The 21,152-nt window shown below is 55.2% G+C and carries 19 protein-coding genes and 1 pseudogene; 19 read left to right on the forward strand and 1 reads right to left on the reverse strand.

Translation table 11 applies throughout. The features are described from left to right. The first annotated feature begins 128 nt into the window (after positions 1-128). From JJL52_RS18355 to gspD, 17 genes and pseudogenes are all read left to right on the forward strand, one after another. Entirely contained in the window at positions 129-1,052 is a 924-nt protein-coding gene (locus JJL52_RS18355) for an FAD:protein FMN transferase (RefSeq protein ID WP_436231530.1), read from the forward strand. 92 nt (positions 1,053-1,144) lie between these two features. Then, the gene (locus JJL52_RS18360) at positions 1,145-2,623 is read left to right on the forward strand and encodes a fused MFS/spermidine synthase (protein WP_236994349.1); all 1,479 of its coding nucleotides are present in this window, start codon (positions 1,145-1,147) and stop codon (positions 2,621-2,623) included. A 494-nt stretch (positions 2,624-3,117) separates the two neighbouring features. Then, positions 3,118-4,044: a branched-chain amino acid transaminase gene (locus JJL52_RS18365; RefSeq protein ID WP_202053952.1), complete on the forward strand. Its 927-nt coding sequence runs from the start codon at positions 3,118-3,120 to the stop codon at positions 4,042-4,044. Between the two features lie 71 nt (positions 4,045-4,115). Beyond that, a complete protein-coding gene (waaF, locus tag JJL52_RS18370; RefSeq protein ID WP_436231532.1) occupies positions 4,116-5,093 on the forward strand; it encodes a lipopolysaccharide heptosyltransferase II in 978 nt (325 codons plus the stop codon). Positions 5,094-5,100: 7 nt separating this feature from the next. Continuing rightward, on the forward strand, positions 5,101-6,099 hold the full coding sequence (gene waaC / locus JJL52_RS18375; RefSeq protein ID WP_202053956.1) for a lipopolysaccharide heptosyltransferase I: 999 nt from the start codon (positions 5,101-5,103) through the stop codon (positions 6,097-6,099). Positions 6,100-6,160: 61 nt separating this feature from the next. Next, a pseudogene (locus JJL52_RS21855) lies at positions 6,161-6,358 on the forward strand (sigma 54-interacting transcriptional regulator); the annotation flags it as partial. 326 nt (positions 6,359-6,684) lie between these two features. Beyond that, positions 6,685-8,397 (forward strand): type II secretion system ATPase GspE, encoded by a 1,713-nt coding sequence (gene gspE, locus JJL52_RS18385; RefSeq protein ID WP_202053960.1) that lies wholly within the window; start codon positions 6,685-6,687, stop codon positions 8,395-8,397. A gap of 1 nt (position 8,398) precedes the next feature. Next, the gene (locus tag JJL52_RS18390) at positions 8,399-9,616 is read left to right on the forward strand and encodes a type II secretion system F family protein (protein ID WP_202053962.1); all 1,218 of its coding nucleotides are present in this window, start codon (positions 8,399-8,401) and stop codon (positions 9,614-9,616) included. Positions 9,617-9,715: 99 nt separating this feature from the next. Next, a complete protein-coding gene (gene gspG / locus JJL52_RS18395; protein WP_202053965.1) occupies positions 9,716-10,159 on the forward strand; it encodes a type II secretion system major pseudopilin GspG in 444 nt (147 codons plus the stop codon). Positions 10,160-10,250: 91 nt separating this feature from the next. After that, positions 10,251-10,748 (forward strand): GspH/FimT family protein, encoded by a 498-nt coding sequence (locus JJL52_RS18400; RefSeq protein ID WP_202053966.1) that lies wholly within the window; start codon positions 10,251-10,253, stop codon positions 10,746-10,748. Then, positions 10,745-11,176: a type IV pilus modification PilV family protein gene (locus JJL52_RS18405; protein ID WP_202053967.1), complete on the forward strand. Its 432-nt coding sequence runs from the start codon at positions 10,745-10,747 to the stop codon at positions 11,174-11,176. The genes JJL52_RS18400 and JJL52_RS18405 overlap by 4 nt, the downstream gene beginning before the upstream one ends. Beyond that, positions 11,163-11,879: a prepilin-type N-terminal cleavage/methylation domain-containing protein gene (locus tag JJL52_RS18410; protein ID WP_202053968.1), complete on the forward strand. Its 717-nt coding sequence runs from the start codon at positions 11,163-11,165 to the stop codon at positions 11,877-11,879. Before JJL52_RS18405 ends, JJL52_RS18410 begins: the two co-directional genes overlap by 14 nt. Then, on the forward strand, positions 11,863-12,882 hold the full coding sequence (locus tag JJL52_RS18415) for a type II secretion system minor pseudopilin (RefSeq protein WP_202053969.1): 1,020 nt from the start codon (positions 11,863-11,865) through the stop codon (positions 12,880-12,882). The genes JJL52_RS18410 and JJL52_RS18415 overlap by 17 nt, the downstream gene beginning before the upstream one ends. Next, the gene (locus tag JJL52_RS18420; protein ID WP_202053970.1) at positions 12,869-13,987 is read left to right on the forward strand and encodes a PilN domain-containing protein; all 1,119 of its coding nucleotides are present in this window, start codon (positions 12,869-12,871) and stop codon (positions 13,985-13,987) included. Before JJL52_RS18415 ends, JJL52_RS18420 begins: the two co-directional genes overlap by 14 nt. Continuing rightward, a complete protein-coding gene (gene gspM / locus JJL52_RS18425; protein ID WP_202053971.1) occupies positions 13,968-14,555 on the forward strand; it encodes a type II secretion system protein GspM in 588 nt (195 codons plus the stop codon). Before JJL52_RS18420 ends, gspM begins: the two co-directional genes overlap by 20 nt. Then, positions 14,552-15,310 carry a hypothetical protein gene (locus JJL52_RS18430; RefSeq protein ID WP_202053972.1) on the forward strand — a complete coding sequence of 253 codons (759 nt, stop codon included), beginning with the start codon at positions 14,552-14,554 and terminating at the stop codon, positions 15,308-15,310. The genes gspM and JJL52_RS18430 overlap by 4 nt, the downstream gene beginning before the upstream one ends. Beyond that, complete coding sequence (gene gspD / locus JJL52_RS18435; RefSeq protein ID WP_236994352.1) at positions 15,300-17,549, forward strand: type II secretion system secretin GspD; 2,250 nt, start codon at positions 15,300-15,302, stop codon at positions 17,547-17,549. Before JJL52_RS18430 ends, gspD begins: the two co-directional genes overlap by 11 nt. A 110-nt stretch (positions 17,550-17,659) precedes the next feature. On the opposite strand, the gene JJL52_RS18440 is transcribed toward gspD, so the two are convergent. Beyond that, entirely contained in the window at positions 17,660-19,345 is a 1,686-nt protein-coding gene (locus tag JJL52_RS18440; RefSeq protein WP_202053974.1) for a lytic transglycosylase, read from the reverse strand. A 205-nt stretch (positions 19,346-19,550) separates the two neighbouring features. Between JJL52_RS18440 and JJL52_RS18445 the strand changes: the two genes are divergently transcribed. Together JJL52_RS18445 and rnhA are read left to right on the forward strand one after the other, a co-directional pair. Then, the gene (locus JJL52_RS18445) at positions 19,551-20,261 is read left to right on the forward strand and encodes a class I SAM-dependent methyltransferase (protein ID WP_202053975.1); all 711 of its coding nucleotides are present in this window, start codon (positions 19,551-19,553) and stop codon (positions 20,259-20,261) included. Continuing rightward, entirely contained in the window at positions 20,258-20,710 is a 453-nt protein-coding gene (rnhA, locus tag JJL52_RS18450) for a ribonuclease HI (RefSeq protein ID WP_202053976.1), read from the forward strand. Before JJL52_RS18445 ends, rnhA begins: the two co-directional genes overlap by 4 nt. Positions 20,711-21,152: the final 442 nt, after the last annotated feature.

Genomic DNA, 21,152 nt, shown 5'->3' on the forward strand with positions numbered 1-21,152 from the left:
ATAGGACGCCCCCTAAAAATGTTTTCGGTAATCGCCATAACCTAACCCTTGCTTCCGCAATGTAACGGCGATGTCGACGAATCCCTTTTGACCGCCGCTGCGGTGGGCACCCAGAGGTTCACTCCGCCTTGAATACCCTTGAACTATATCGGCACGATTTCAAAGCCATGGGCACGCCCTGCGAAATTCAGCTTTTCGCGAAAGTTAGGGCTTCGGCCGGGCGGGCGGCCGAAGCCGCCGTTGCCGATATTGCGCGCCTGGAAGCGCGTTATTCGCGCTACCGCGCCGACAGTTTCCTGTCCGAAATTAACCGCATTGCGGCGAAAGGCGGGCGGATCAAGGTGGACGATGAAACTGCGGGCCTTTTGAATTACGCGGCCACCTGCCATGAACAAAGCGGGGGACTGTTCGATATTACCTCGGGCATCTTGCGGCGCGCCTGGCGCTTCGACAGCGGCGCGTTGCCGGAGCAAAGTCTGATTGACGATTTGCTCGCCAAGGTCGGCTGGGACAAGGTCGTCTGGGCGCCGCCGGTACTCGAATTCCCACTGCCCGGCATGGAGATCGATTTCGGCGGCGTAGTGAAGGAATATGCCGCCGACCGGGCCGCCGGCCTGTGCCGGGCGGCGGGCATCCGGCACGGCATGATCAATCTCGGCGGCGACATCAAGGTGATCGGCCCGCGCGCGGACGGCAGCCCTTGGCGAATCGGCATTCGCCATCCCAGGCAAAAAGGAGGGCTCCTGCAAACGGTGGAACTGTCCGAAGGCGCGATGACCAGCAGCGGCGATTACGAACGCTGCCTGACGATCGGCGATGTGCGCTACGGACACATTCTGAATCCGCGTACCGGCTGGCCGGTCGGGCACCTGGCGTCGGTTACCGTGATCGCCGACTTCTGCGTGGTGGCCGGCAGCGCTTCGACTATCGCCATGCTGAAGGCGGAGGCGGGGCCGGCCTGGCTGGAGTCGCTCGGGCTGCCGCATCTTTGGATCGACGTGAACGGCGGAACGGGCGGGACTTTGCAAAATGCTGCCGTTCACTCTCAATAAGGCTTTAGGAATCCGACATAACGTACAACGTTGTTAACAGGCTCGAACGTTTCGGGCTCTATCTGACCGTATTTCTGACCGGCGCCTCGGTAATGGTGATCGAACTGTTGGGCACCCGGATGATCGCGCCGTTTTACGGCGCGAGCCTGTACGTCTGGTCGTCGCTGATCTCGGTCACCATGATGGCGCTGGCGATCGGCTATTTTGTCGGCGGGCGCTGGGCCGACCGCGCGAGGCGCAGCGGCCTGTCGCTGATCGTGGCGTTGGCGGCGGTGTTGACGCTGCTGATTCCCTGGCTGACCCGGCCGGTGCTGCTGGCGACCGATCCTTTGGGCCTTCGCTTGGGCGCGTTGGCCAGCGCCCTGGTTTTGTTCATGCCGAGTCTGACGATGCTCGGGATGGTCGGGCCGTTCGCGATCAAGCTTGCCACTTCGCGCCTGGACGGCGTCGGTTCGAGCGCGGGCTCGATCTACGCGGTCAGCACCTTGGGCAGCGTGGCCGGTACGCTGTTTCTCGGCTTTTATCTGTTTCCTTTGCTGGGTTCGCGCGAAATTTTCATCGGTACCGGGGTGTTTCTGCTGCTGCTGGCGGTGTCGCTCTCGGTATTCGAACAAAAGCGCCTGGCGATGAATTCGGCCATCGTTTCCAGCCTGTCGTTACTGGTCATCGGCCTGGGCTTGCTGCCCAAAATCGTCGATGCGGGCCATTTTCAGGACCGCAGCGGCAAATTCCGGATGCTTTCCGAAGAAGAAAGCCTGTACGGCTGGGTGCGGGTGATCGACCAGCCCGCGCGCAACCTGCGTATGCTGACTTCCGACGCGTCGATGATCGGCGCGGCCGGCATCAGCGACGGCGGCAACCGGCTCAGCTATCAGGACATCGTCGGCATGATCCCGGCGCTCAGGCCGGGCATGAAGCGCGCCCTGATCGTGGGTTTGGGCGCCGGCAAGATGGTCGATGTGCTGCAGGGGCGCTACGGCATCGAAACCGACACGCTGGAAATCGACCCGGCGGTGGCGAAGGCGGCCAGCCGTTATTTCGGTTTCCATCCGGACGGAAAGAACATCATCGGCGATGCACGCTATGAAATCCGCCATCTCCAGGGGCCCTACGATCTGATCATCCACGACTGTTTTACCGGCGGCTCGGAGCCCGCGCACCTGCTGACCGTTGAAACCCTGCAGCAATTGAAGGGGCTTTTGTCCGAACAAGGGATTCTGGCGGTCAATTTTGTCAGCTTTGCAGAAGGAAAGGACAATCTGGCGCTGCCTTCGGTCGCGAGGACGATCGACCGTGTGTTTCCGCACCAGTCCCTGTTCATTTCGGAGCCGGGCAAAGACTTCAACGATTTCATCTTTCTGGCCGCCGACCGGCCGATCGATCTTTCGACCGACTCGCTCTTTGCGGATCAGGCTGGCTGGTTTAGGGACCGCCAGTTTCAAGTCGACAAGAACCGCGGCGTGCTGCTGACCGATAATCTGAATCCGCTCGAGCACCTGCAGGTGAGAAAATCCGAGCAATACCGCAGCGTGCTGGTCGATTGGTTCGGAGCCGATCTGCTGGTCCGCTGATCCGATCCCCCCTTCTAATGGCGTGAAGATAAGCCGGAATCAGCCGGCTCAAGGGAGTGCAAAGCAAGGTAGGATGGGTAGAGCGAAGCGAAACCCATCAAGAAAGCCATCAATGCGATGTCCGATATGACTATTCACGATGGGTTTCGGCTATCGCCTCTACCCATCCTACGACCCTTTGTCGCTCCGTTTTGTCGGTTGCAAAGCCAGCTTTGCAACGCCTTGGGAGTAATTTGGCGGTATTGCCCCCGTTCTGTTTCTCCAATGTCGTGTCGAAGCGGTCCGAATGCCGATCAATGAAAGCCGGTATGGCTGGTGCTGACTTTATAGTACAATTCCCCTTCCATATTATGAGGTATGCGCCGGTTACTCGGAGGCATTGCCGTCGAACAACAATCCCTGCGTTGAAGCGGAAAATAGATAAAAATCTTTCCGCTTTCAATGACGGCAGAATTTTTAAGATTAAAACATAAGAATACTTTGGAGTATCCGAGATGACGATGGACGATAGAGACGGCTATATCTGGCTGGATGGAAAATGGGTTGACTGGCGCGATGCGAAAACTCACGTCCTGACCCACACGCTGCATTATGGCGGCGGTGTATTCGAAGGCCTCAGAGCCTATCATGCCGAAAAAGGCACGGCCATCTTCAAGATGAAGGAGCACACCGACCGCCTGTTCCGCTCCGCGCACATCATGAACATGCCGATGCCGTTCACCAAGGATGACATCAACGACGCGCAATGCGGCGCGATTGCGAAGAACAATCTCGACAGCGCCTACATCCGCACGATGTGTTTCTACGGCTCCGAAGGGATGGGGCTGCGCGCCGACAACCTGAAAGTGCATGTCATGGTCGCTGCCTGGACCTGGGGCGCGTATCTCGGCGCCGACAACATGGAAAAAGGCATTCGGATCCGCACCTCGTCCTATACGCGCAATCACGTGAACAGCACGATGCTGAAGGCCAAAGCGAACGGCAACTATATCAATTCGCTGCTGGCGCTGCAGGAAGCGATCTCGACCGGCTATGACGAAGCCTTGCTGCTCGATCACGAAGGTTACTGTGCGGAAGGCAGCGGCGAAAACCTGTTCGTGATCCGTAACGGCAAGCTTTACACGCCGGAAACGACCTCCGCACTGGAAGGCATCACCCGCGACACGATCATGACGATCGCGGCCGAACAGGGCCTGGAAGTGATCGTGAAACGAATTACCCGTGACGAAGTGTATATCGCCGACGAAGCGTTTTTCACCGGTTCCGCCGCCGAAGTGACGCCGATCCGCGAATACGACGGCCGTAAGATCGGCAACGGCAGCCGCGGTCCGATCACCGAAAAGCTGCAGTCGCTGTATTTCGACTATGTGCACGGACGCCGAAGCGACCATGCCGAATGGCTGACTTATGTCGCCAAATAAATTTGAAATCTGACGCCGTCTCCGCCATTACGAAGAAGATTCTGGTCGTCGGCCCGTCCTGGGTCGGCGACATGGTGATGGCGCAAAGCCTCTTTATCGCGCTGAAGGCCGCCGATCCGGCCTGCAGGATCGATGTGCTGGCGCCGGCGTGGACCTTTCCACTATTGGACAGGATGCCGGAAGTCAATCGTTCGGTTGCGATGCCGCTTTCGCACGGCCAATTCGGGCTGGCGGAGCGGATCAAACTGGGCCGGCAGTTACGCAGCGAAGCCTATGATCAGGCGATCGTGCTGCCCAATTCCTGGAAATCCGCGCTGGTTCCCTTCTTTGCCCATATTCCTCTTCGCACCGGTTATATCGGTGAATGCCGCTGGGGCCTGTTGAACGATGCCCGCAGGCTCGACAAGCAGACCCTGACGATGACCGTACAGCGCTTCGTGGCGTTGGCGTTCCCGAAAAACGCCGCTCAGCCTCCCGCTTATCCGGTTCCCGCGGTTCCGGTTGAGCCGGCGCGGCAAGCGGCGGTTGCCGAAAAATTCCGGGTCGAAATCGGCGGCAATATCTTGGCTTTATGTCCCGGCGCCGAATACGGCCCTGCCAAACGCTGGCCGTCCGGGCATTTCGCCGAACTGGCCGAGCGCAAAATTGCCGCCGGCTGGCAGGTCTGGCTGTTCGGTTCGGAGAAAGACAAGGTGGTCACCGCCGAAATCAACCGGCTGGCCGGAGGCGCCTGCATCGATTTTGCCGGCCGCACCCAACTGAATGAAGCGGTCGATCTGCTGTCGCTGGCTCATGCCGTGGTCAGCAACGATTCCGGCCTGATGCATCTGGCGGCCGCGCTGGACAAGCCGCTGGTCGCGATCTACGGCTCGTCGGATCCCGGCTTTACGCCGCCGTTGCATGCCAAGGCCCGGGTCGTCTCGCTGCATCTGGATTGCGCGCCCTGCTTCAAGCGCGTCTGCCCGTTGTATCCGGCCGATCATCCGGATCACGCCCGCTGCCTGACCGGGATCGGTCCTGAGCAAGTCCTGGCGTTATTGCCCGGCTAAGCGGCTGATGCGGATTGCGATCGTTAAACTCTCCGCGCTCGGCGACATCGTGCATGCGATGGTTGCGCTGCAGTTCATCAAGGAACGGTTTCCCGAATGCCGGATCGACTGGATCGCCGAAGAACGCTTTGCGGGCGTGTTGGCCGATAACCCCGATTTGAACGAAATTTTGACCGTCAATTTAAAAGCCCTCAAAACCGACAAGATGCGGTTTTTCGCGGAGTTCCAAAAAATCCGCGCTTTTGCGGAACGCAATTACGACCTGGTCATCGATGCGCAGGGACTGCTCAAATCGGCGATCGTCGCCCGATTGATCGGCAAAAAGATTGCCGGCTTCGATGCCGGATCGATCCGCGAAAAAGCCGCGTCCTGGTTTTATGATCAGAAAATCCATTGCGCGTACGATGCCAATACCATCGACCGCAATGCGCGGGTGCTGTCAGGGCCGTGGGGATTCGAGATCGTCCCCGAACAAATCCGGAATAAGCAGCCGTTTCTGTTTTATCGGAACCCGTCGCCCTGCATTGACGATTATTTGCGGCGGGACCGGAAAAATATTGTGTTGGTGACCGGTTCGACCTGGGAAAGCCGAAATTATCCGGCCGAAAATTATGTTAAGGTTGCCGAGGCGTTGGGGCAAAATTGCCTGGTGGTCTGGGGCAGCGAGCAGGAAAAAGCGCGCGGCGAATGGATGGCGGCACAGTCGGACGCTATTAAAGTGATGCCGAAGCTCGATTTGAACGACCTAAAGGCATTGATTGCGCGTTGCGACCTCGTGATCGGCAACGATACCGGGCCGACGCACATGGCCTGGGCGCTGAATCGGCCGTCGCTTACGATCTTCGGACCGACGCCGGTCAGCCGCGTATATCAGACCGGCATCAACCGCGTGGTCAAGTCCGCCTCGAAAGTGAACCCTTATAAATTGAACAAAAACGATTTTTCGATTCGCGAAATCGAGCCGCAGGTTATCGTTCAGGAGGCGGCAAGACTGATCGGGCGGTAAAATGGCAGGTCTTCACTAAAGTCTTAGCTGTGTACGATCTTCATACCCTGCCGGTCAGGATTGCGATGTGATGATCGCGGACGAGCCGAGAACGGGCAAGGATTTGGTGGCCGAGTCGATTCATAAAAATTCGGGACGGACGGCTGCGTGGCCTTTTAGTCGCGTCGATTGTGAAACTTTATCGGAGGCAGAGGGTCAGATTGGGTTTTACGGTGCGGAAAAAATCGGAAGCACAGGCAGGAATTCGTGGGTGGATTGATCGAATTGACCCCGGAGGAACCCTTTTTTCCGGACGGGTATTTGACCGCTGAAAGAATATCGCCCCAAAGCCGGCCGGGGTGCAATTCTTTCGGCAATGCGTTATGCTAGTTATAGCCTTGCCAAGACAGCCAAGATTTTGAATGTTTTCAGTATCGCGCTTTACAGCCTGATCGATAAATAAAATTTACATTTCGTGTCCAGTCAGTATAAATCTTCTCAAAGGTTGGAGTAACCGGCTCCTGTTTATTCTTTAATATCGTTCATCCGCGATCTCACCGATCCAAGCCTTATTTTGAAGTTCATCACATCATTGAGGGATGCAGCATGGCAATCGTAATGGAAAATGCAGCGAAACCTTATCAAGCCTTCCTCCAGATTCTGCTCGACAGAAACAAACTGTCCGCGAACGAATTGAAAAAAGTCGAGCGGATGCAGAAGTCTTCCGTAGCCGAAAGTCTGCCACATCTTTTGGTCAAGCTGGGTCTGTGCTCCGAGCACGATGTCGCCGATGCGTTTGTCGAATCGGGGGATTTCGAGAAAACCCTGACCGGCGACTATCCGCTGGAGGCGCCGCTGCCCGAGAGCGTATCGCTGCGTTTCCTGAAAAACTTCCATGTGATCGGGATCGGCGGAAACGACGATGAAGTCCAGGTCGCGATGATGGATCCGGAAGACCGCTTCGTGATCGATGCGCTGATGTTGGCGACCGGGAAACGCGTTTCTGCGAAGGTCGGCGTGCTGTCCGAAATCGATGCGGCGCTGGAAGTGCAATACGGCGAAGGCCGGTCGCAAATGGACCGGATCGTCGACGATCTGACTGTCGACGAAGTCGGCGAAGAAGATCTGGAGCATTTGAAGGATTTGGCCAGCGAAGCGCCGGTGATCAAAATGGTGAATCTGATCATGCAGCGCGCGATCGAAACGAAAGCTTCCGATATCCATATCGAGCCGTTCGAGCATGCATTGAAGGTCAGACTGCGCATCGACGGCGTGCTGCAGGACATCCATTCGCCGCCGGTCAAATCGACCGCGGCGGTGATCTCGCGGATCAAGATCATGGCGAAGCTGAATATCGCCGAGCGCCGGCTGCCGCAGGACGGCCGGATCAAGGTCCAGATGCTCGGTAAGGAGCTCGATTTGCGGGTTTCCACGATTCCGACGATGTACGGCGAAAGCGTCGTGATCCGTTTGCTGGACAAGGAAAACATGGTGTTCGATTTCGCGGCGCTTGGTTTCTCAGGACGGCATTCCGAACAGTTCCTGGAAGTGCTGGCGCAACCACACGGCATCATTTTGATTACCGGTCCGACCGGCAGCGGTAAATCGACCTCGCTGTACGCGGCGCTGAAACTGTTGAATACCTCCGAACGCAAGATTATCACGGTCGAGGATCCGGTCGAATATCAGCTCGAAGGCGTCAACCAGATCCAGGCCAAGCCGCAGATCGGTTTGACTTTCGCGTCCGCGCTGCGGTCGATCGTCCGGCAGGACCCGGACGTAATCATGATCGGCGAAATGCGCGACCTCGAAACCGCCAAGATCGCGGTGCAGTCGGCGCTGACCGGCCACCTTGTGCTGTCGACGCTGCATACGAACGATGCCGCCGGCGGGATCACTCGGCTTCTGGACATGGGACTGGAAGAGTATCTGCTGAGCTCGACCGTCAACGGCATCCTGGCGCAGCGGCTGGTCAGGAAGCTCTGTCCGCAATGCAAAGAAGGGCAGCCGGCACCGTTCGAAGTGGTCGCCGAACTGAATCTTCGCCGTTACCGGCCGGTGGGCGACATTACTTTATTCAAGCCGGTCGGCTGTGCCTCTTGCGGCGGTTTGGGCTACCGGGGACGGATGGCGATCATCGAGTTTTTGCCGATGACCGATCCGGTCCGCAAATTGGTCATGGCGCATGAAGAAGCCGGCGTGATCCAGAAACTGGCGATCGCAGAAGGCATGCGGACGATGTACGAAGACGGCCTGGACAAGGTGGTGCACGGCATCACGACCCTTGAAGAAGTCTTGCGAGTAACGACGGAAACCTGATATGCCGCTGTACGCCTATAAAGCGATCAACAATCTCGGCGAGACCGAGGAAGGGGTCCGGGACGCCGGCGATGAGCCCAGCCTGATCGGGCTTCTGCAGTCCGAGGGCTATATTCCGATCAAGGTCTGGCCGGCCAGCGCGAAAACATTTCTCGGCTTGAGTCTGGGAGTAAAACAGACCAAGTTGAGTCAAAAGGAAATCGCGCTATTTACCGGCGAACTGGCCACTTTGCTCGACTCCGGCCTGCCGCTGGACAAATCGCTGACCGTGCTGATCGATCTGACCGTAGACAATGAAAAGCTGAGCAAGCTGATCGCGAGAGTGCTGGAGAAAGTCAAGGGAGGCGCTTCGCTGGCCGATGCGCTGGAAAAACAGTCCGGCGTGTTTTCGCGTTTTTACCTGAACATGATACGGGCCGGTGAGGCCGGCGGCAGCCTCGGCGAGGTCTTGAACCGGCTGGCGGAATACCTGGAACGCTCGCGCGAATTGAAGGATACGGTCAGCACGGCGCTGATCTATCCGGCGGTGTTGTTGGTGATGTCCCTGGCCTCGCTGTTTGTGATGCTGATCTTCGTGGTGCCTCAGTTCACCGAAATGTTCGAAAGCGCGGGGCAGGAATTGCCGGTTTCGACCCAGATCGTGGTCGGCATCGCCGAATGGCTGCAAAGCTATTGGTGGCTGTTGATCGGGGGGGCGATCTTTGCGGTCGCCTATATGAAATTTCAACTGGCCGACCCGGTCAGAAAGAAAGTCTGGGACAGCCGTGTTCTTAAACTGCCGCTTGCCGACCTGGTGATCCTGACCAAGGAAACGGCGAACATGAGCCGGACCTTGGGAACTTTATTGGGCAACGGCGTTTCCATACTTTCGGCGCTGGCGATCGTCAGGGAAACCGTCGACAATCTGGTGCTGGTAGATGCGATCCAGCATGCGGAAGAAGAATTGAAGCAGGGCAAACGGATGTCCGATGCACTGGTCAAAACCGGGATCTTTCCGAAAATGGCGGTACAAATGATCAAAATGGGAGAAGAGACCGGGCATCTCGAAGAAATGCTGCTCAGAGTGGCGGAAATCTACGATAAACAGTTGAAAGTTGCGATCCAGCGCATGCTGGCTTTGCTGGAGCCCGCGCTGATCATCACGCTGGGTCTGATGATCGCAGGCATTATCGTTTCGATTCTGCTGGCGATTTTGAGCGTCAACGATTTGGCTTTTTAAAGTCATGGGATGAGGTTTGCCAGGGAAAAGGCCTGCGGCCGTTCGGATTTGGGCGGAACGACAATTTTTAGTAGAAATGAAATATTCAACGGATATTTAATGCATAACTATAAAGAAATGAGACACATTCATTATAAGCAGACCGGTTTTACCTTGCTGGAATTACTGGTCGTTCTGGGAATCATCTCGATGCTGGCCGGCCTGGTCGGGCCGAAAGTGATGAAGCACATGGCGGATGCGAAGACCAAGGCGGCGAAAGTGCAGATTTCCGAATTGAGCCAGGCATTGGAAATGTACAAGCTGGACATGGACCGTTATCCTACCTCCTCTCAAGGTTTGGCGGCGCTGGTCGAGGCAGCCGATAATTCCAAACGCTGGAACGGGCCTTATTTAGGCAAATCGAAAGTGCCGGTGGATCCGTGGCAAAACGAATACCATTATGTTTCGCCCGGCGAGCACGGTTCGTTTGATTTGTATTCTTTCGGTGCGGACGAAAAGGAAGGCGGCGAAGGCGAAGACCGGGACGTGGTGAACTGGGAATAATCGCCCGCTGGTTATTAGGGCCAGCCCGGTCCATATTCAGCGCCGATGCCTTTTCCGTCTTGCTCGGCCAAAGGCGTGCGCCAAAAATGATATGACGCTTTTTTTACCCGCTTCCTGCGCTCGGTCAAAGGGTTTTACCCTGCTTGAGCTATTGATCGTATTGGTGATCATCGTATTGGGATTTTCGGTGGTCGCGCTGAATATGTCGTCGGGTGCAGGCACCTTCGAACATAAGTCTGCCGTCAGGGATGTCGTATCGGCGTTGCGTTATGCGCGTGGCCAGGCGCTGATGGCGCACCGGGAAATGACCGTCGCGTTCGATCTGACCGCCAACACGTATAAACTTAGCGGCCGTGAAGAAATTTATAAGATTCCCGATTCGATTGCAGTCACGGTGGTGACTGCGCAAAGCGAGCTGACCGGGGAAGGCCAAGGCAATATCCGCTTTTTCGCCGACGGCTCCTCCACCGGCGGGCGAGTCGTGCTGGATCGCGGCGAAGTGTCGAAGCAGATCGATATCAATTGGCTGACCGGCCAACTGGAAATCGAAGACGTCACGCGCGACGATCGGCCGAGGCGCCGCAGATGATCCTCCTGCAAAAACCGCATAAAGTGCAGGGCGGCTTTTCGCTGCTGGAGATTCTGGTTGCCTTCTCAATCATGGCGATCTCGATAGGCATGCTGCTCAGTATTTTTTCTTCGGGGCTGCGCAATGCCTCGGTTTCCGAAGAATACACCGCTGCCGTGCAGGTTGCCGAAGCGATGATCGCAAGGCCCGGTACCGAAGTGCCGTTACAGCAGGGACAGTCGGCCGGCGTGGTCGATGACAAATACCGCTGGGAACTGGCGGTCGCACCTTTCGAGCTCCCGACGACCGAAACGATCGACACGCGGACCATTCCCGCCCAACTCTTCATGGTGACCGCTGCCGTCAGCTGGGAGGAAGGCGGCGGCAACGAGCGCCGGTTCGAATTGTCCGAACTTAAATTGACGACGAATGCCGATGCGAAACCTTAAAGCGGGCCGGGGGTTTACGCTGATCGAAGTATTGCTGGCGATGACGCTGCTCAGCGTGATGATGACGCTGCTGTTCGTCAGCCTGAAAATCTGCGCGGAAAGCTGGGAGAAAGGCGAGAAGAAAATTTTCGAAGTCAGCGAAACCGCCGGCGTCGTCAACTTCTTTCAACGCCATTTGGTGATGGCGAAGCCTCTCTGGAACGATTTTACCGAAGAACAGCGGCTTTTTTCCTTCCAGGGCGATAGCCAATCGCTGCAATTCGTCTCTTCTTTTCCGGCGAGTGCGGGCAGGGCCGGACTGCAGCTGTTTACCGTGCGGTTAGTGAGCGAGAACAGGCAGAATGCGATTAAAGTGACCATTACGCCGTTTTATCCGGTTGCCGAAGGTGATGAATGGCTTACGGAGGAAGAGACATTGATCAAGGGAGTTGCGGGGTTTTCGCTGGCCTATTTCGGCCCGGAGGCAGGAGAAACCGAAAGTCGCTGGCTGGAGCAATGGCGGGAAAGAGATCAATTGCCCAAATTGGTCAGAATCAAGATCGACCTCGAAAATGGTGTTTTCTGGCCGGAAATGAATTTCGAATTGAAGTTGGCTGCTGCTGCAGGCGCTTCAGGTCCGGATTCCGAGGAAGCCGGCGCCGAAGAGGGTGACAGTTCGCAAACCGATGATGATGCGCAGGATCAGAATGATGATACCGAATGATGCCTGTAGCGCCGGAACCGGTCGGATGCCGGTGCATTTCCGCCCCTTGGCGGTCGCGGTGCAAACTGATAAAGGCTTTGCGTTGGTGCTGGTGCTGTGGGTGTTGTCGCTGTTGATGATCATGGCGGCCAGTTTTTCGCTGACGATGCGGAGGGAGACGGCAGTGGTTGCCGGGATTACCGGGGGCGCGAAGGCGCTGGCGGCGGCCGAGTCCGGGATTGCGATGGCGGAGATGATGCTGCTGAATCCGGATTCCGCCAAACGCTGGCATACCGACGGCAACATTTACCAGGTGCAATTTCTGGATGCGCTGGTAAGAATCAGGATGGAAGGCGAGACCGGCAAGATCGATCTGAACGGCGCGAATCAGGCGCAGTTGCAGCAGCTGATGGCGCAGCTTCCGATTGAAAAAGAACAACAGACCGCCTTGGTTTCGGCAATCATGGATTGGCGGGATCCCGACGATCTGGTCAATATCGATGGAGCGGAAAAAAATGACTACAAAAAGGCCGGCAAGCTTTATCAGCCCAGAAACAAACCGTTTCAGTCGCTGGAAGAACTGCAGATGGTTTTGGGAATGGACGAGTCGATTCTGGAGAAATTAGAGCCGATGATCACTATCTATTCCGGCAAGCCGCAAGTCGATTTGTCGCAGGCTTCGAGAGAGGTAATGCTGGCTTTGGGACTGGATCCGGCATTGGTCGATCAATGCATCGAATTGCGCAGGCAGAGCGCGATCACCGGCATCCCGATCCAATCGGCCAGCCTGGCTCCGGAATTCAATTGCGGATCGGGCCAGAGCAATATTATCGAGATTATTGCCGAGTCCCGGCTTGAAAACGGTTCGGGCGCCATCATCAAAACCATAGTGGCAAACAGTCCGGCGGACGGCGGCGGTTTGCCGTTTCGGATTTTAAACTGGAAACGCGAAGAAAGGGCCGATACATCGTTATTTTCCGAGGACAAAGACTCATTATTAGTGACCCCGAATGCTGAATCTTAATTCGACGATCGAACTCGACTTTAAAAAGTTTTTCAGATGGTGGCGGAAAGAGCTAGCTTTTTTAGTCCCTGAAAAGTTCCGGCTTCTGATCAGCGACGAACACGACACCGTGATCGTCAAAACCCGAGGCCGTCAATTCGAATTGGCTTATGCCGGTGAACCCGGAAATCCCTTGGCCCTGTTGAGCCGTAATGAGGAAGGCGCGGCCGACTTCGAGATGTTGCGGACGAAAGACGAGAGGCTGGCCAAAGCCAATTTTGTGCTTCGGCTGCACCGTGCGGAAGGACTTTGCAGGGAGCTCGTCCTGCCTGCGGCTGCCAAAGAGAATCTGGCTCAGGTGGTTTCCTACGAATTGTCGAGATTTACCCCGTTCAAGCCGGAGCAGGTCTATTTTTCAGTGAAACCACTGGCTACGCAAGGTGAGCCCGGCATGATCAATGCGATGCTGATCCTCACACCGCGCGAGGTGCTGGATGGGCTTTACGCGGAGCTCAAGGCGATCGGCATTGCACCGTTATTGGCCGATTACGAGGGAGTCGAAAACACTCCGGAGCAGATCGACGAGGCCTATGATTTGTTGCCGGAGCAGCTTAGAACGAACGCCGGCAAAACTCCGGCCCTGATTTATGGTGCCCTGGCAGGAACCGTTACCCTGCTTCTGGCGGCCGTGTTATTTTTGCCCGTGTTGTTCGAATATCAGACGGTCGCGCTGTTGCAGGAAAAAATCGATGCGATCGAGAAAGACGCGAAGAAGATTAAAGGGATGCAGGCCGAAATCGATGACGTGATAGCGGAAACCGGCAATCTGATCAAAGCGAAAAACGCGTCGCCGCCGGTCATCGAAATGTTGAATACGCTGAGCGCCTTGATCAAGGACGACAATACATGGCTGACTTATTTACAATTTGCGGACGGGCATTTGCAGATACAAGGAGAATCGCCTTCCGCGTCCGGATTGATCGCGGTATTGGAGGATTCGGACATTTTCACGAATGCCAAATTTGTTTCCCCGGTGACTCAAAATACAGCGACCGGTTTTGAGCGGTTTCAGGTAACCGCCGATATTGTCAAAGCGGAAGTTCCAGGTGAGCAACGAAAAAAATAGAAACATTCAGCGATGGCTGGCGATTGGCCTGCTGGCCGCTTTGGTCCTGCTTCTGATCGCTGCCGTTTTCGTGCCGGCAGTCGGCAAGTGGATAGAATTGCGCGAAGAAAAGGACCAACTGGCGATCAAGTTGAGGCAGTACGAAAGAATACTGGCCGGCAAGGATGCCGTGGTTAAGGGCATGGGGTCCGTCAAGGAGGCGATCCAGCAGCAGAACTATTTCAACAGCCAAACGACCGAAGCGCTGGCATCGGCCGAAGTGCAGGAATTCATCAAAAAGGCGATCGTGGATGCGGGAGGCAAACTCAGCAGTACCCAGGCTTTGCCGGTGAAAAGTAAAGATAACTTCAGCCTGTTGACGGTCAGCGTGCGGATGACCGGTAATTCGGAGGTGTTGCGGTCGGTTTTGTACAAGCTTGAAACGTCGGCGCCGCTGATCATCATCGATCAACTGGACATACGGCCCATGCGCGGCGTAAGAAACCGGCGTACCCGCCAGATCGAACAGACCAATGATTTGAATATCAATTTTCAGGCGGTCAGTTTTATGAGGAAAAAGGCCGAATGAATATCAATAACAAAATCTTAAAATTGGTATCGGCAATTTGTACGGGGTTGCTGATCCTCATTGTGATGGAATGGCTGATAGCGAAGTATTCTGAAAACCGCCTGCTGAAATCGATCGAATCGTCGACTTCATCGAATGCCTCGACTGACCGGTTGCCGGAAGTCGACCTCGAAGCGAAACCGGAAGAGAGTTACGCCGATCTGGTGTCCAGGCCGTTATTTTTGAAAGGAAGAAAACCGGTTGAAGAGAGCAGCGCCGAAAACGAGAAGGAGCAAGCCGGGAACGGAACGTTCGATTGGCGGCTGGATGGTATTTATACCGGCAGAAACGGGCTCTCGGCTTTGCTGAGCCGGAGCAAGGAAGCGGGCGCTTCTCCGGTTCCGGCGGCCGGATCGGCGCCGCCCGCCTCAGGCCCGAAGGCAAAGCCCGATAATTACCGAAAAGTCTCGGAAAACGAAGACGTAGACGGCTGGCGTTTGGTCCAGATCAAAACGGATAGGGTGGTTTTTGAGTTGGGGGGAGAATCCAAGGAATTGGTATTGAGAAAACCCAAGCCGAAGGAGTTGTCGCCGGAAAAAGAGAGAAACCCGGATCAACAACAAGCGCAGCGGAATGCACGGCGACCGCAAGCGAGAACAAAAGATACAGAGCAACAGGATGAGGCTAGCCGGCGAAGATCCGATAGAGGGCAACCTGTTGACTCCGAATCCGAGCCTGATGTAGATGAATCCGAGAATGGCGAAAATGAAGAATAATTTGATGACCTTAAGAACCGCTTCGTATTTGGTAGCAGCAGGGCTGACGCTGTCCGGCTGTGAACTGATGGGGCCGAAACCGCCTGAGAAGCTTAAATTGACCCCGATATCGCCGGGGCTCATGAACGAAAAAAACGGTGTGGTATTTGAAGGGCTGCAGAATAAAAATCCGTCGGAAGATGCGTTGCGGTCGAAGATCGAATTATACCCCGCTTCCGGCCGTCCTTCGCCCAAACGTCCAGGTGGAGCGAGATCAGGTTCCGGTGTCGGGCAGCCTCAAGCCAAAACGGCGGGGCCGGGCACGTATAGCCTGAATTTCGACGAGGCCGACCTCGGCGAGGTTTCAAAGGTGATCCTCAGCGATATCTTAGGGCAGAATTATATCTTGAGTCCTAAGGTGGCCGGTAAAGTGACGCTGCAAACGACCGAGCCTTTGGCCCGGGAGGAATTGCTGCCGGCCCTGGAAATGGTGCTGCGCGAGAACAACGCAGCCTTGGTCAAGGAGGGGCGCATCTACCGTATTGAACCCGCGTCCGATGCCGTGTTCAGTTCGAATGTAGGCCAGGGCAGTGGAGGTAAGGCGGGATTCCAGAGTCAAGTCATCCCGATCCGCTATGTTGCGGCGGCGGATTTGCTTGAGGTGATCAAGCCGCTGCTGAATGAAAAATCCGCGATTAATGTCGATGCGGGCAAGAACACGCTGATCGTGTCCGGGTCCTTGGCGGAAATTGAGCGAGTGATGGATATGGTGGCCACTTTCGACATCGACATACTCCGCGGGCGCTCTTTCGGCTTGTTTCCTTTGGCGCATGTATCCCCCGAGGACGTGATCAAAGAGCTGGAAGCGGTGTTCAACTTGAAGGAAGGTGAAGAGAAAAGCACTTTTTTCCGTTTTCTGCCGATTGAGCGCTTGAATGCGGTATTGGCGATCACTCAGCAGCAGGAGTACTTGCACGATATCGAAAGCTGGGTGTTCAGGCTGGATAGGGCGACCTCGGCGAACGGCGGCGGAGTGAATGTCTATAAGGTCCAGCATATGGATGCCGTTGAGCTGGCAGACATCCTGAACGCGATTTTTACCGGAGCCGCCATGCCGAGCAAGCAGGCCAAGGTTGCGCCTGGGCAGACCGCAGCTACGATCACGAATAAAAATACCGACAAGTCGGCTTCAGCCCGAAGAGAAAGGACGGCGTCGACCGGAAAATCCGGAGATGCATCGGTTTCGAACGTTGGAGAAAACGTCAGGATCATTGCGGATGAATCGAATAATTCGATCGTGACCGTGGCGACCCCGCAGGAATACGAGGTGATTCACAAGGTGATCACGCAGCTCGACGCGATGCCGTTGCAGGTGCTGATCGATGCGACGATTGTCTCGGTGACGTTAACCGATAATTTGAAATACGGAATCCAATGGTACCTAGGGCATGCGAACGGGCAGGCGGCCGCTACGCGAGGCAGCGGCGCCGCCTCTTCGCGAACGGACGAAAACGGCAATTCGACCGGCCAAGCGGATCTGGCGGCGATTGCCGCCGCCGCAGTGACCGGCGGTTTCGGCTATTCGTTCATCAGTCATTCGGGTGACATTCGTGCGATATTGAGTGCGGAAGCGAACGACAACAAGTTAAACGTGATTTCCTCGCCGTCGATCATGGTATTGAACAACCACGAGGCGTCGATACAGGTCGGCGATGAGATTCCGTTGCGGACCTCGCAATCCACCAGCGTGACCAACGTCAATACAGGCGTCATCGGTAGTAATCAGACGACAGGCGGGTTGATTACCAGCGGTATCCAGCAACGGAAAACAGGGGTTAAGCTGAAGGTCAAGCCCCGTGTCAATGCGAATGGTTTTGTGATCATGGACATCGAGCAGACCGTGGAAACGCCGAAAACCACGACCGTCAGCGAAATTGACTCTCCGACCATTCAAACCCGTGAAATCACCAGTAATGTTGCCGTACAGAGCGGCGAAACGATCGTACTGGGCGGTCTGATCGACGAAAACGATACCAATAACCAAGGCGGCATTCCTTTCCTGCACAAACTTCCGTTGATCGGACCGTTGTTTGGCACTACAAGTAAGGAAAAGCTTAAAACCGAACTCGTGGTGTTAATCACTCCCCGCGTGGTGAACACCAAGCTGGATGCGAGCCTGATCGCGAATGAATTCAAACGCAAATTGACGGGACTCTACGAAGATTCGCCTGTTCCGGATCAGTCCGTGCGCACTGATTGATCTGTAGTGAAAGGGCTTGGGGGGCCTCCCTGCCGGGAGGCCGTGCGGTCGTACCGATCCTGCGTTTTTGAAACTTTACGGAAGGTCTGCCCAGGCCAAGGTTTAGGGGGCTAAATCATGGAGTGGCTGCTGTCCACTAGGATTTTCAGTACCTTGCCGGTCTGCAAGCCGTTGGCGAGCGCGGGCGCATTCGAGCGCTTCAAGTCGCTCATCGAAACATTGAATTTTTTGCAAATCTGGGTCAAAGTGTCGCCTTTTTTCACCGTATAGTGGACTAAACGCAAAGAATTGGAAGAAGAGGCGACCTGCTGCTCGCGGCCTTTAATGATCAGCTTGCGGCCGGGGACGAGCGCAGTTTTTAGGGTGATCCGGTTCCAGCTTGCCAATTCTTTGGGGCTGATCGAATAACGCTGACCGATATTATAGAAGGTATCTCCCTTTCTGACCGTATGGTAGGTCTCGGACGGGCGAGAAGCTTTTGCCAACATCACGGCGTTGCCGGTCGATTTGGCGGCAGACGGAACTTTTAGAACGGCGCCGTAATTGATCGAGCTTTTGCCCAGATGGTTGGCGCTGCGCAGATTCTGTACCGTCGTGTGGTGCGATCTGGCGATCGACGCCAAGGTTTCGCCGCGCTTTACCTTATAGCTGGCAAAGCCTCCTGTCGGGGCAAGGGAAGTATAATGCGCGGTCGGCTGCCTGGTTACCACTGGTTCGGGTTTGTGATAATTGGCCTCGGCAATGATTTGTTCCTGCTGTTCCGCGATCAGTTTGGTATAGTTGAACCGTTCATAATAAGGAATTTCGGCCAGATTCTTTTTGAACAAAGGCGCGTTTTTGACCGGTATCAGCAAGCGATGCGGCCCGTCCGGCGCCGTGCACCATCGGTTGAATCCCGGATTCAGCCTGAGGAACTCGTTGAGCGGCGTATTCGCCATCTGCGCGGCTTTGCTCAGATCGAGCGGAGCCTTGATATCGACGACTTCGAAATAGGGTTTGTTCGGAATATGTCGTAGCGGAATATTGTAACGGTCCGCGTTTGCGAAAATCTTGGCGACGGCGAGCAGTTTCGGGACGTAATGGTAGGTTTCGTCGGGCAGGCTCAACGACCAGTAGTCGGTCGGCATGTCCTGATCCTCATTCCGTTCGATGCACTTTCTGACATTGCCCTTGCCGTAGTTGTAGGATGCCAGAGCCAGCAGCCAGTCGCCGTTAAAGTTTTCGCTGAGTTGTTTCAAATAGGTGGTCGCGGCTTTAGTCGATGCGTAAACATCTCGGCGGCCGTCGTACCAGGAGTTTTGCTTGAGGCCGAATTCCTGGCCGGTGGAAGGAATGAATTGCCATAGTCCGGAAGCTGCGCTTTTGGAATAGGCGTTGGGTACGAAAGAGCTTTCGACGACAGGCAAGAGGGCCAATTCGCCGGGAATCTGCTTCGCCTCGATCTCGTCGAGGATGTGGTGCATATAGGGTTCCGCGCGTTGTTGCAGGGAAATCAGCGACTGAGGATGCTGCAAATACCAGTTGATTTCGCGGTCTATCCGTTCGTTATTGATTTCTGGCAGGGCGTAGAGCGATAACAGCCGGTCCCATACTGTTTCGTATTGCTCGTTGTTCGATTTGTTCTTTCTATGGGAAAGATAAGAAAAGCGGCCGAAAAAGCTGTTGTCGTCTGGTGAAACTTGCGGCGGCCTTTCGCTGACGCTCAGCGGTTCTTTAGAAGATTGCGAACACCCGGCCGCTACCAACGTTAACGACAGAGACAGTAATTTGAATGACCTGTTAGAATTAATTTGCATTTTCTAACCCTTTTTTTATCTATAAAATGCTGATTCTATGGCATCATAAAAAAACGACGCCCCGTCAGCAGATTACAAGCGAATCCAGCTGCGACACATGGCGGTTGTCATTTTTGCAAACGAATTTTTCAAAGTCGTTTATAACTGCAGAGTATATAACATTTTTCCCGAAAAACACTAATTTATCCTCGGCCGTTAACTTGCGATGAAGCGCGACTTTTTATTTTCCTATTACCGAACCCTGCGCGGCGAAGTGCTGAGGCGGCAGGAGACGGACTACTTGCAGCGCTCGATTACGGTCAGCTGCAAACAGACGATCCTGCAAATCGGTGCCTTGGGGTGGGAAACGGAATTGGTCGATTGCTCTTTATATAAGTATTACACCATTTTAGATCCGGAAGGATTGGGCGCTCCGGCTGCTAAAAAAATCAGGGCGGAAGCCAGCCGCCTGCCTTTGCAGTGCGACAGTGTCGATATGATTATTTTGCCCCATTTTCTGGAGTTTGATCCCTGCCGCCTCCAAACCATGCGCGAAGTCGAACGCGTATTGAAGCCGGAAGGAATCCTGGTGGTGGTCAATTTCAATCCATGGAGCCTGAGGATAAGATACGAATATTTATGGGAGCGGCATAAACATGATGCCTGGTCCGGGCATTTTATCAGCCGAACCCGTGTCATCGATTGGCTGAAGCTGCTCAATTTCGAAGTTATTTTATTCACCGAATTCAATGCGAAATCGGTACGTTCGACCCACGGCAAATTTATGGAAAACTGTTATTCGTTAGGCGCTTCTGCCTATGCAATCAAAGCCATCAAGCGGCGCTACAATATCATTCCGTTGACTCCGGTTTATCAGGCCAAACCGCGCCTGGCGCTAGTCAATTCGATCAACCCCACGTCCCGGGTCGGCTCATGACGGATCCGGTGGTGATTTATACGGACGGCGCTTGCAGAGGTAATCCGGGGCCGGGCGGCTGGGGTGTGATTCTGAGCTACAAAGGGATCGTCAAAGAATTATATGGAGGCGAAATGGAAACGACCAATAACCGTATGGAATTGACGGCAGCCATTCAAGGGCTGGAAGCGCTGAAAAAGCAATGCAAGGTGGAATTGAATACCGATTCCAAATATGTCTTGCAAGGCATTACCGAATGGCTGCCGAACTGGAAGAAACGGGGCTGGAAAACCGCAGGCAACAAATCGGTCAAGAATGAGGATTTATGGCGCCGGCTGGATGCCGCCGGCAGCCGGCATATGATCGAATGGAAATGGGTCAAAGGGCATTCCGGGCATAAGGAGAATGACAGGGCAGATGAGTTGGCGAATCTGGGGATTGACAGATTGAAAGAGCGGGCAATAGGCTAAAGGAGCAAGACAAGTTACCGATGTGAAACGGCAACAGTCCCTATTTTTTCCGAATTCTGCGGCTACCCCCGGTACGGCATCAGTGTAGACCAGGACTTCGCCAACCTCGCGGCGGAGGACGCCCTCCTAATGATAAAAAAGAGGAGTTACAACGCGAGATCGAGGCGCTGGAACTTGAGAAACGGCAGCGGCATCAGACAGGATGCAGCTGTTAACGATCTTGGGCCTCAGGAGTCCAAAGGCCCGGCGGGTGCGGTTAGAACCGTGGTAGCGGACAGAGGACGGCAAGGGCCGGCCTTGCGGATGTAAGGCGGTGACCTTACAGTGTGGCGGCCTTAAAGGTTCCGCCGCTACTGCCTCTATTCGGGCAATCCCGGCACGACGTTTAGAGACTCACCCCCTGGCAAGTTTACTGAAGGGGTCAATGACAGGGTCTTCGAAC

Source organism: Candidatus Methylomicrobium oryzae, assembly GCF_016745425.1.
Lineage (GTDB): Bacteria > Pseudomonadota > Gammaproteobacteria > Methylococcales > Methylomonadaceae > Methylomicrobium > Methylomicrobium oryzae.

Bases quoted from the DNA above. Each gene is read 5' to 3' on its own strand.
- JJL52_RS18390 (WP_202053962.1), top strand. From the start codon at position 8,399: ATGCCGCTGTACGCCTATAAAGCGATCAACAATCTCGGCGAGACCGAG.
- JJL52_RS18400 (WP_202053966.1), top strand. From the start codon at position 10,251: ATGACGCTTTTTTTACCCGCTTCCTGCGCTCGGTCAAAGGGTTTTACC.
- JJL52_RS18445 (WP_202053975.1), top strand. From the start codon at position 19,551: ATGAAGCGCGACTTTTTATTTTCCTATTACCGAACCCTGCGCGGCGAA.
- rnhA (WP_202053976.1), top strand. From the start codon at position 20,258: ATGACGGATCCGGTGGTGATTTATACGGACGGCGCTTGCAGAGGTAAT.
- gspG (WP_202053965.1), top strand. From the start codon at position 9,716: ATGCATAACTATAAAGAAATGAGACACATTCATTATAAGCAGACCGGT.
- waaF (WP_436231532.1), top strand. From the start codon at position 4,116: ATGGTGATGGCGCAAAGCCTCTTTATCGCGCTGAAGGCCGCCGATCCG.
- JJL52_RS18410 (WP_202053968.1), top strand. From the start codon at position 11,163: ATGCGAAACCTTAAAGCGGGCCGGGGGTTTACGCTGATCGAAGTATTG.
- JJL52_RS18440 (WP_202053974.1), bottom strand. From the start codon at position 19,345: ATGCAAATTAATTCTAACAGGTCATTCAAATTACTGTCTCTGTCGTTA.
- gspD (WP_236994352.1), top strand. From the start codon at position 15,300: ATGAAGAATAATTTGATGACCTTAAGAACCGCTTCGTATTTGGTAGCA.
- JJL52_RS18360 (WP_236994349.1), top strand. From the start codon at position 1,145: ATGGTGATCGAACTGTTGGGCACCCGGATGATCGCGCCGTTTTACGGC.
- JJL52_RS18420 (WP_202053970.1), top strand. From the start codon at position 12,869: ATGCTGAATCTTAATTCGACGATCGAACTCGACTTTAAAAAGTTTTTC.
- JJL52_RS18365 (WP_202053952.1), top strand. From the start codon at position 3,118: ATGACGATGGACGATAGAGACGGCTATATCTGGCTGGATGGAAAATGG.
- JJL52_RS18430 (WP_202053972.1), top strand. From the start codon at position 14,552: ATGAATATCAATAACAAAATCTTAAAATTGGTATCGGCAATTTGTACG.
- JJL52_RS18415 (WP_202053969.1), top strand. From the start codon at position 11,863: ATGATGATACCGAATGATGCCTGTAGCGCCGGAACCGGTCGGATGCCG.
- waaC (WP_202053956.1), top strand. From the start codon at position 5,101: ATGCGGATTGCGATCGTTAAACTCTCCGCGCTCGGCGACATCGTGCAT.
- gspE (WP_202053960.1), top strand. From the start codon at position 6,685: ATGGCAATCGTAATGGAAAATGCAGCGAAACCTTATCAAGCCTTCCTC.
- JJL52_RS18405 (WP_202053967.1), top strand. From the start codon at position 10,745: ATGATCCTCCTGCAAAAACCGCATAAAGTGCAGGGCGGCTTTTCGCTG.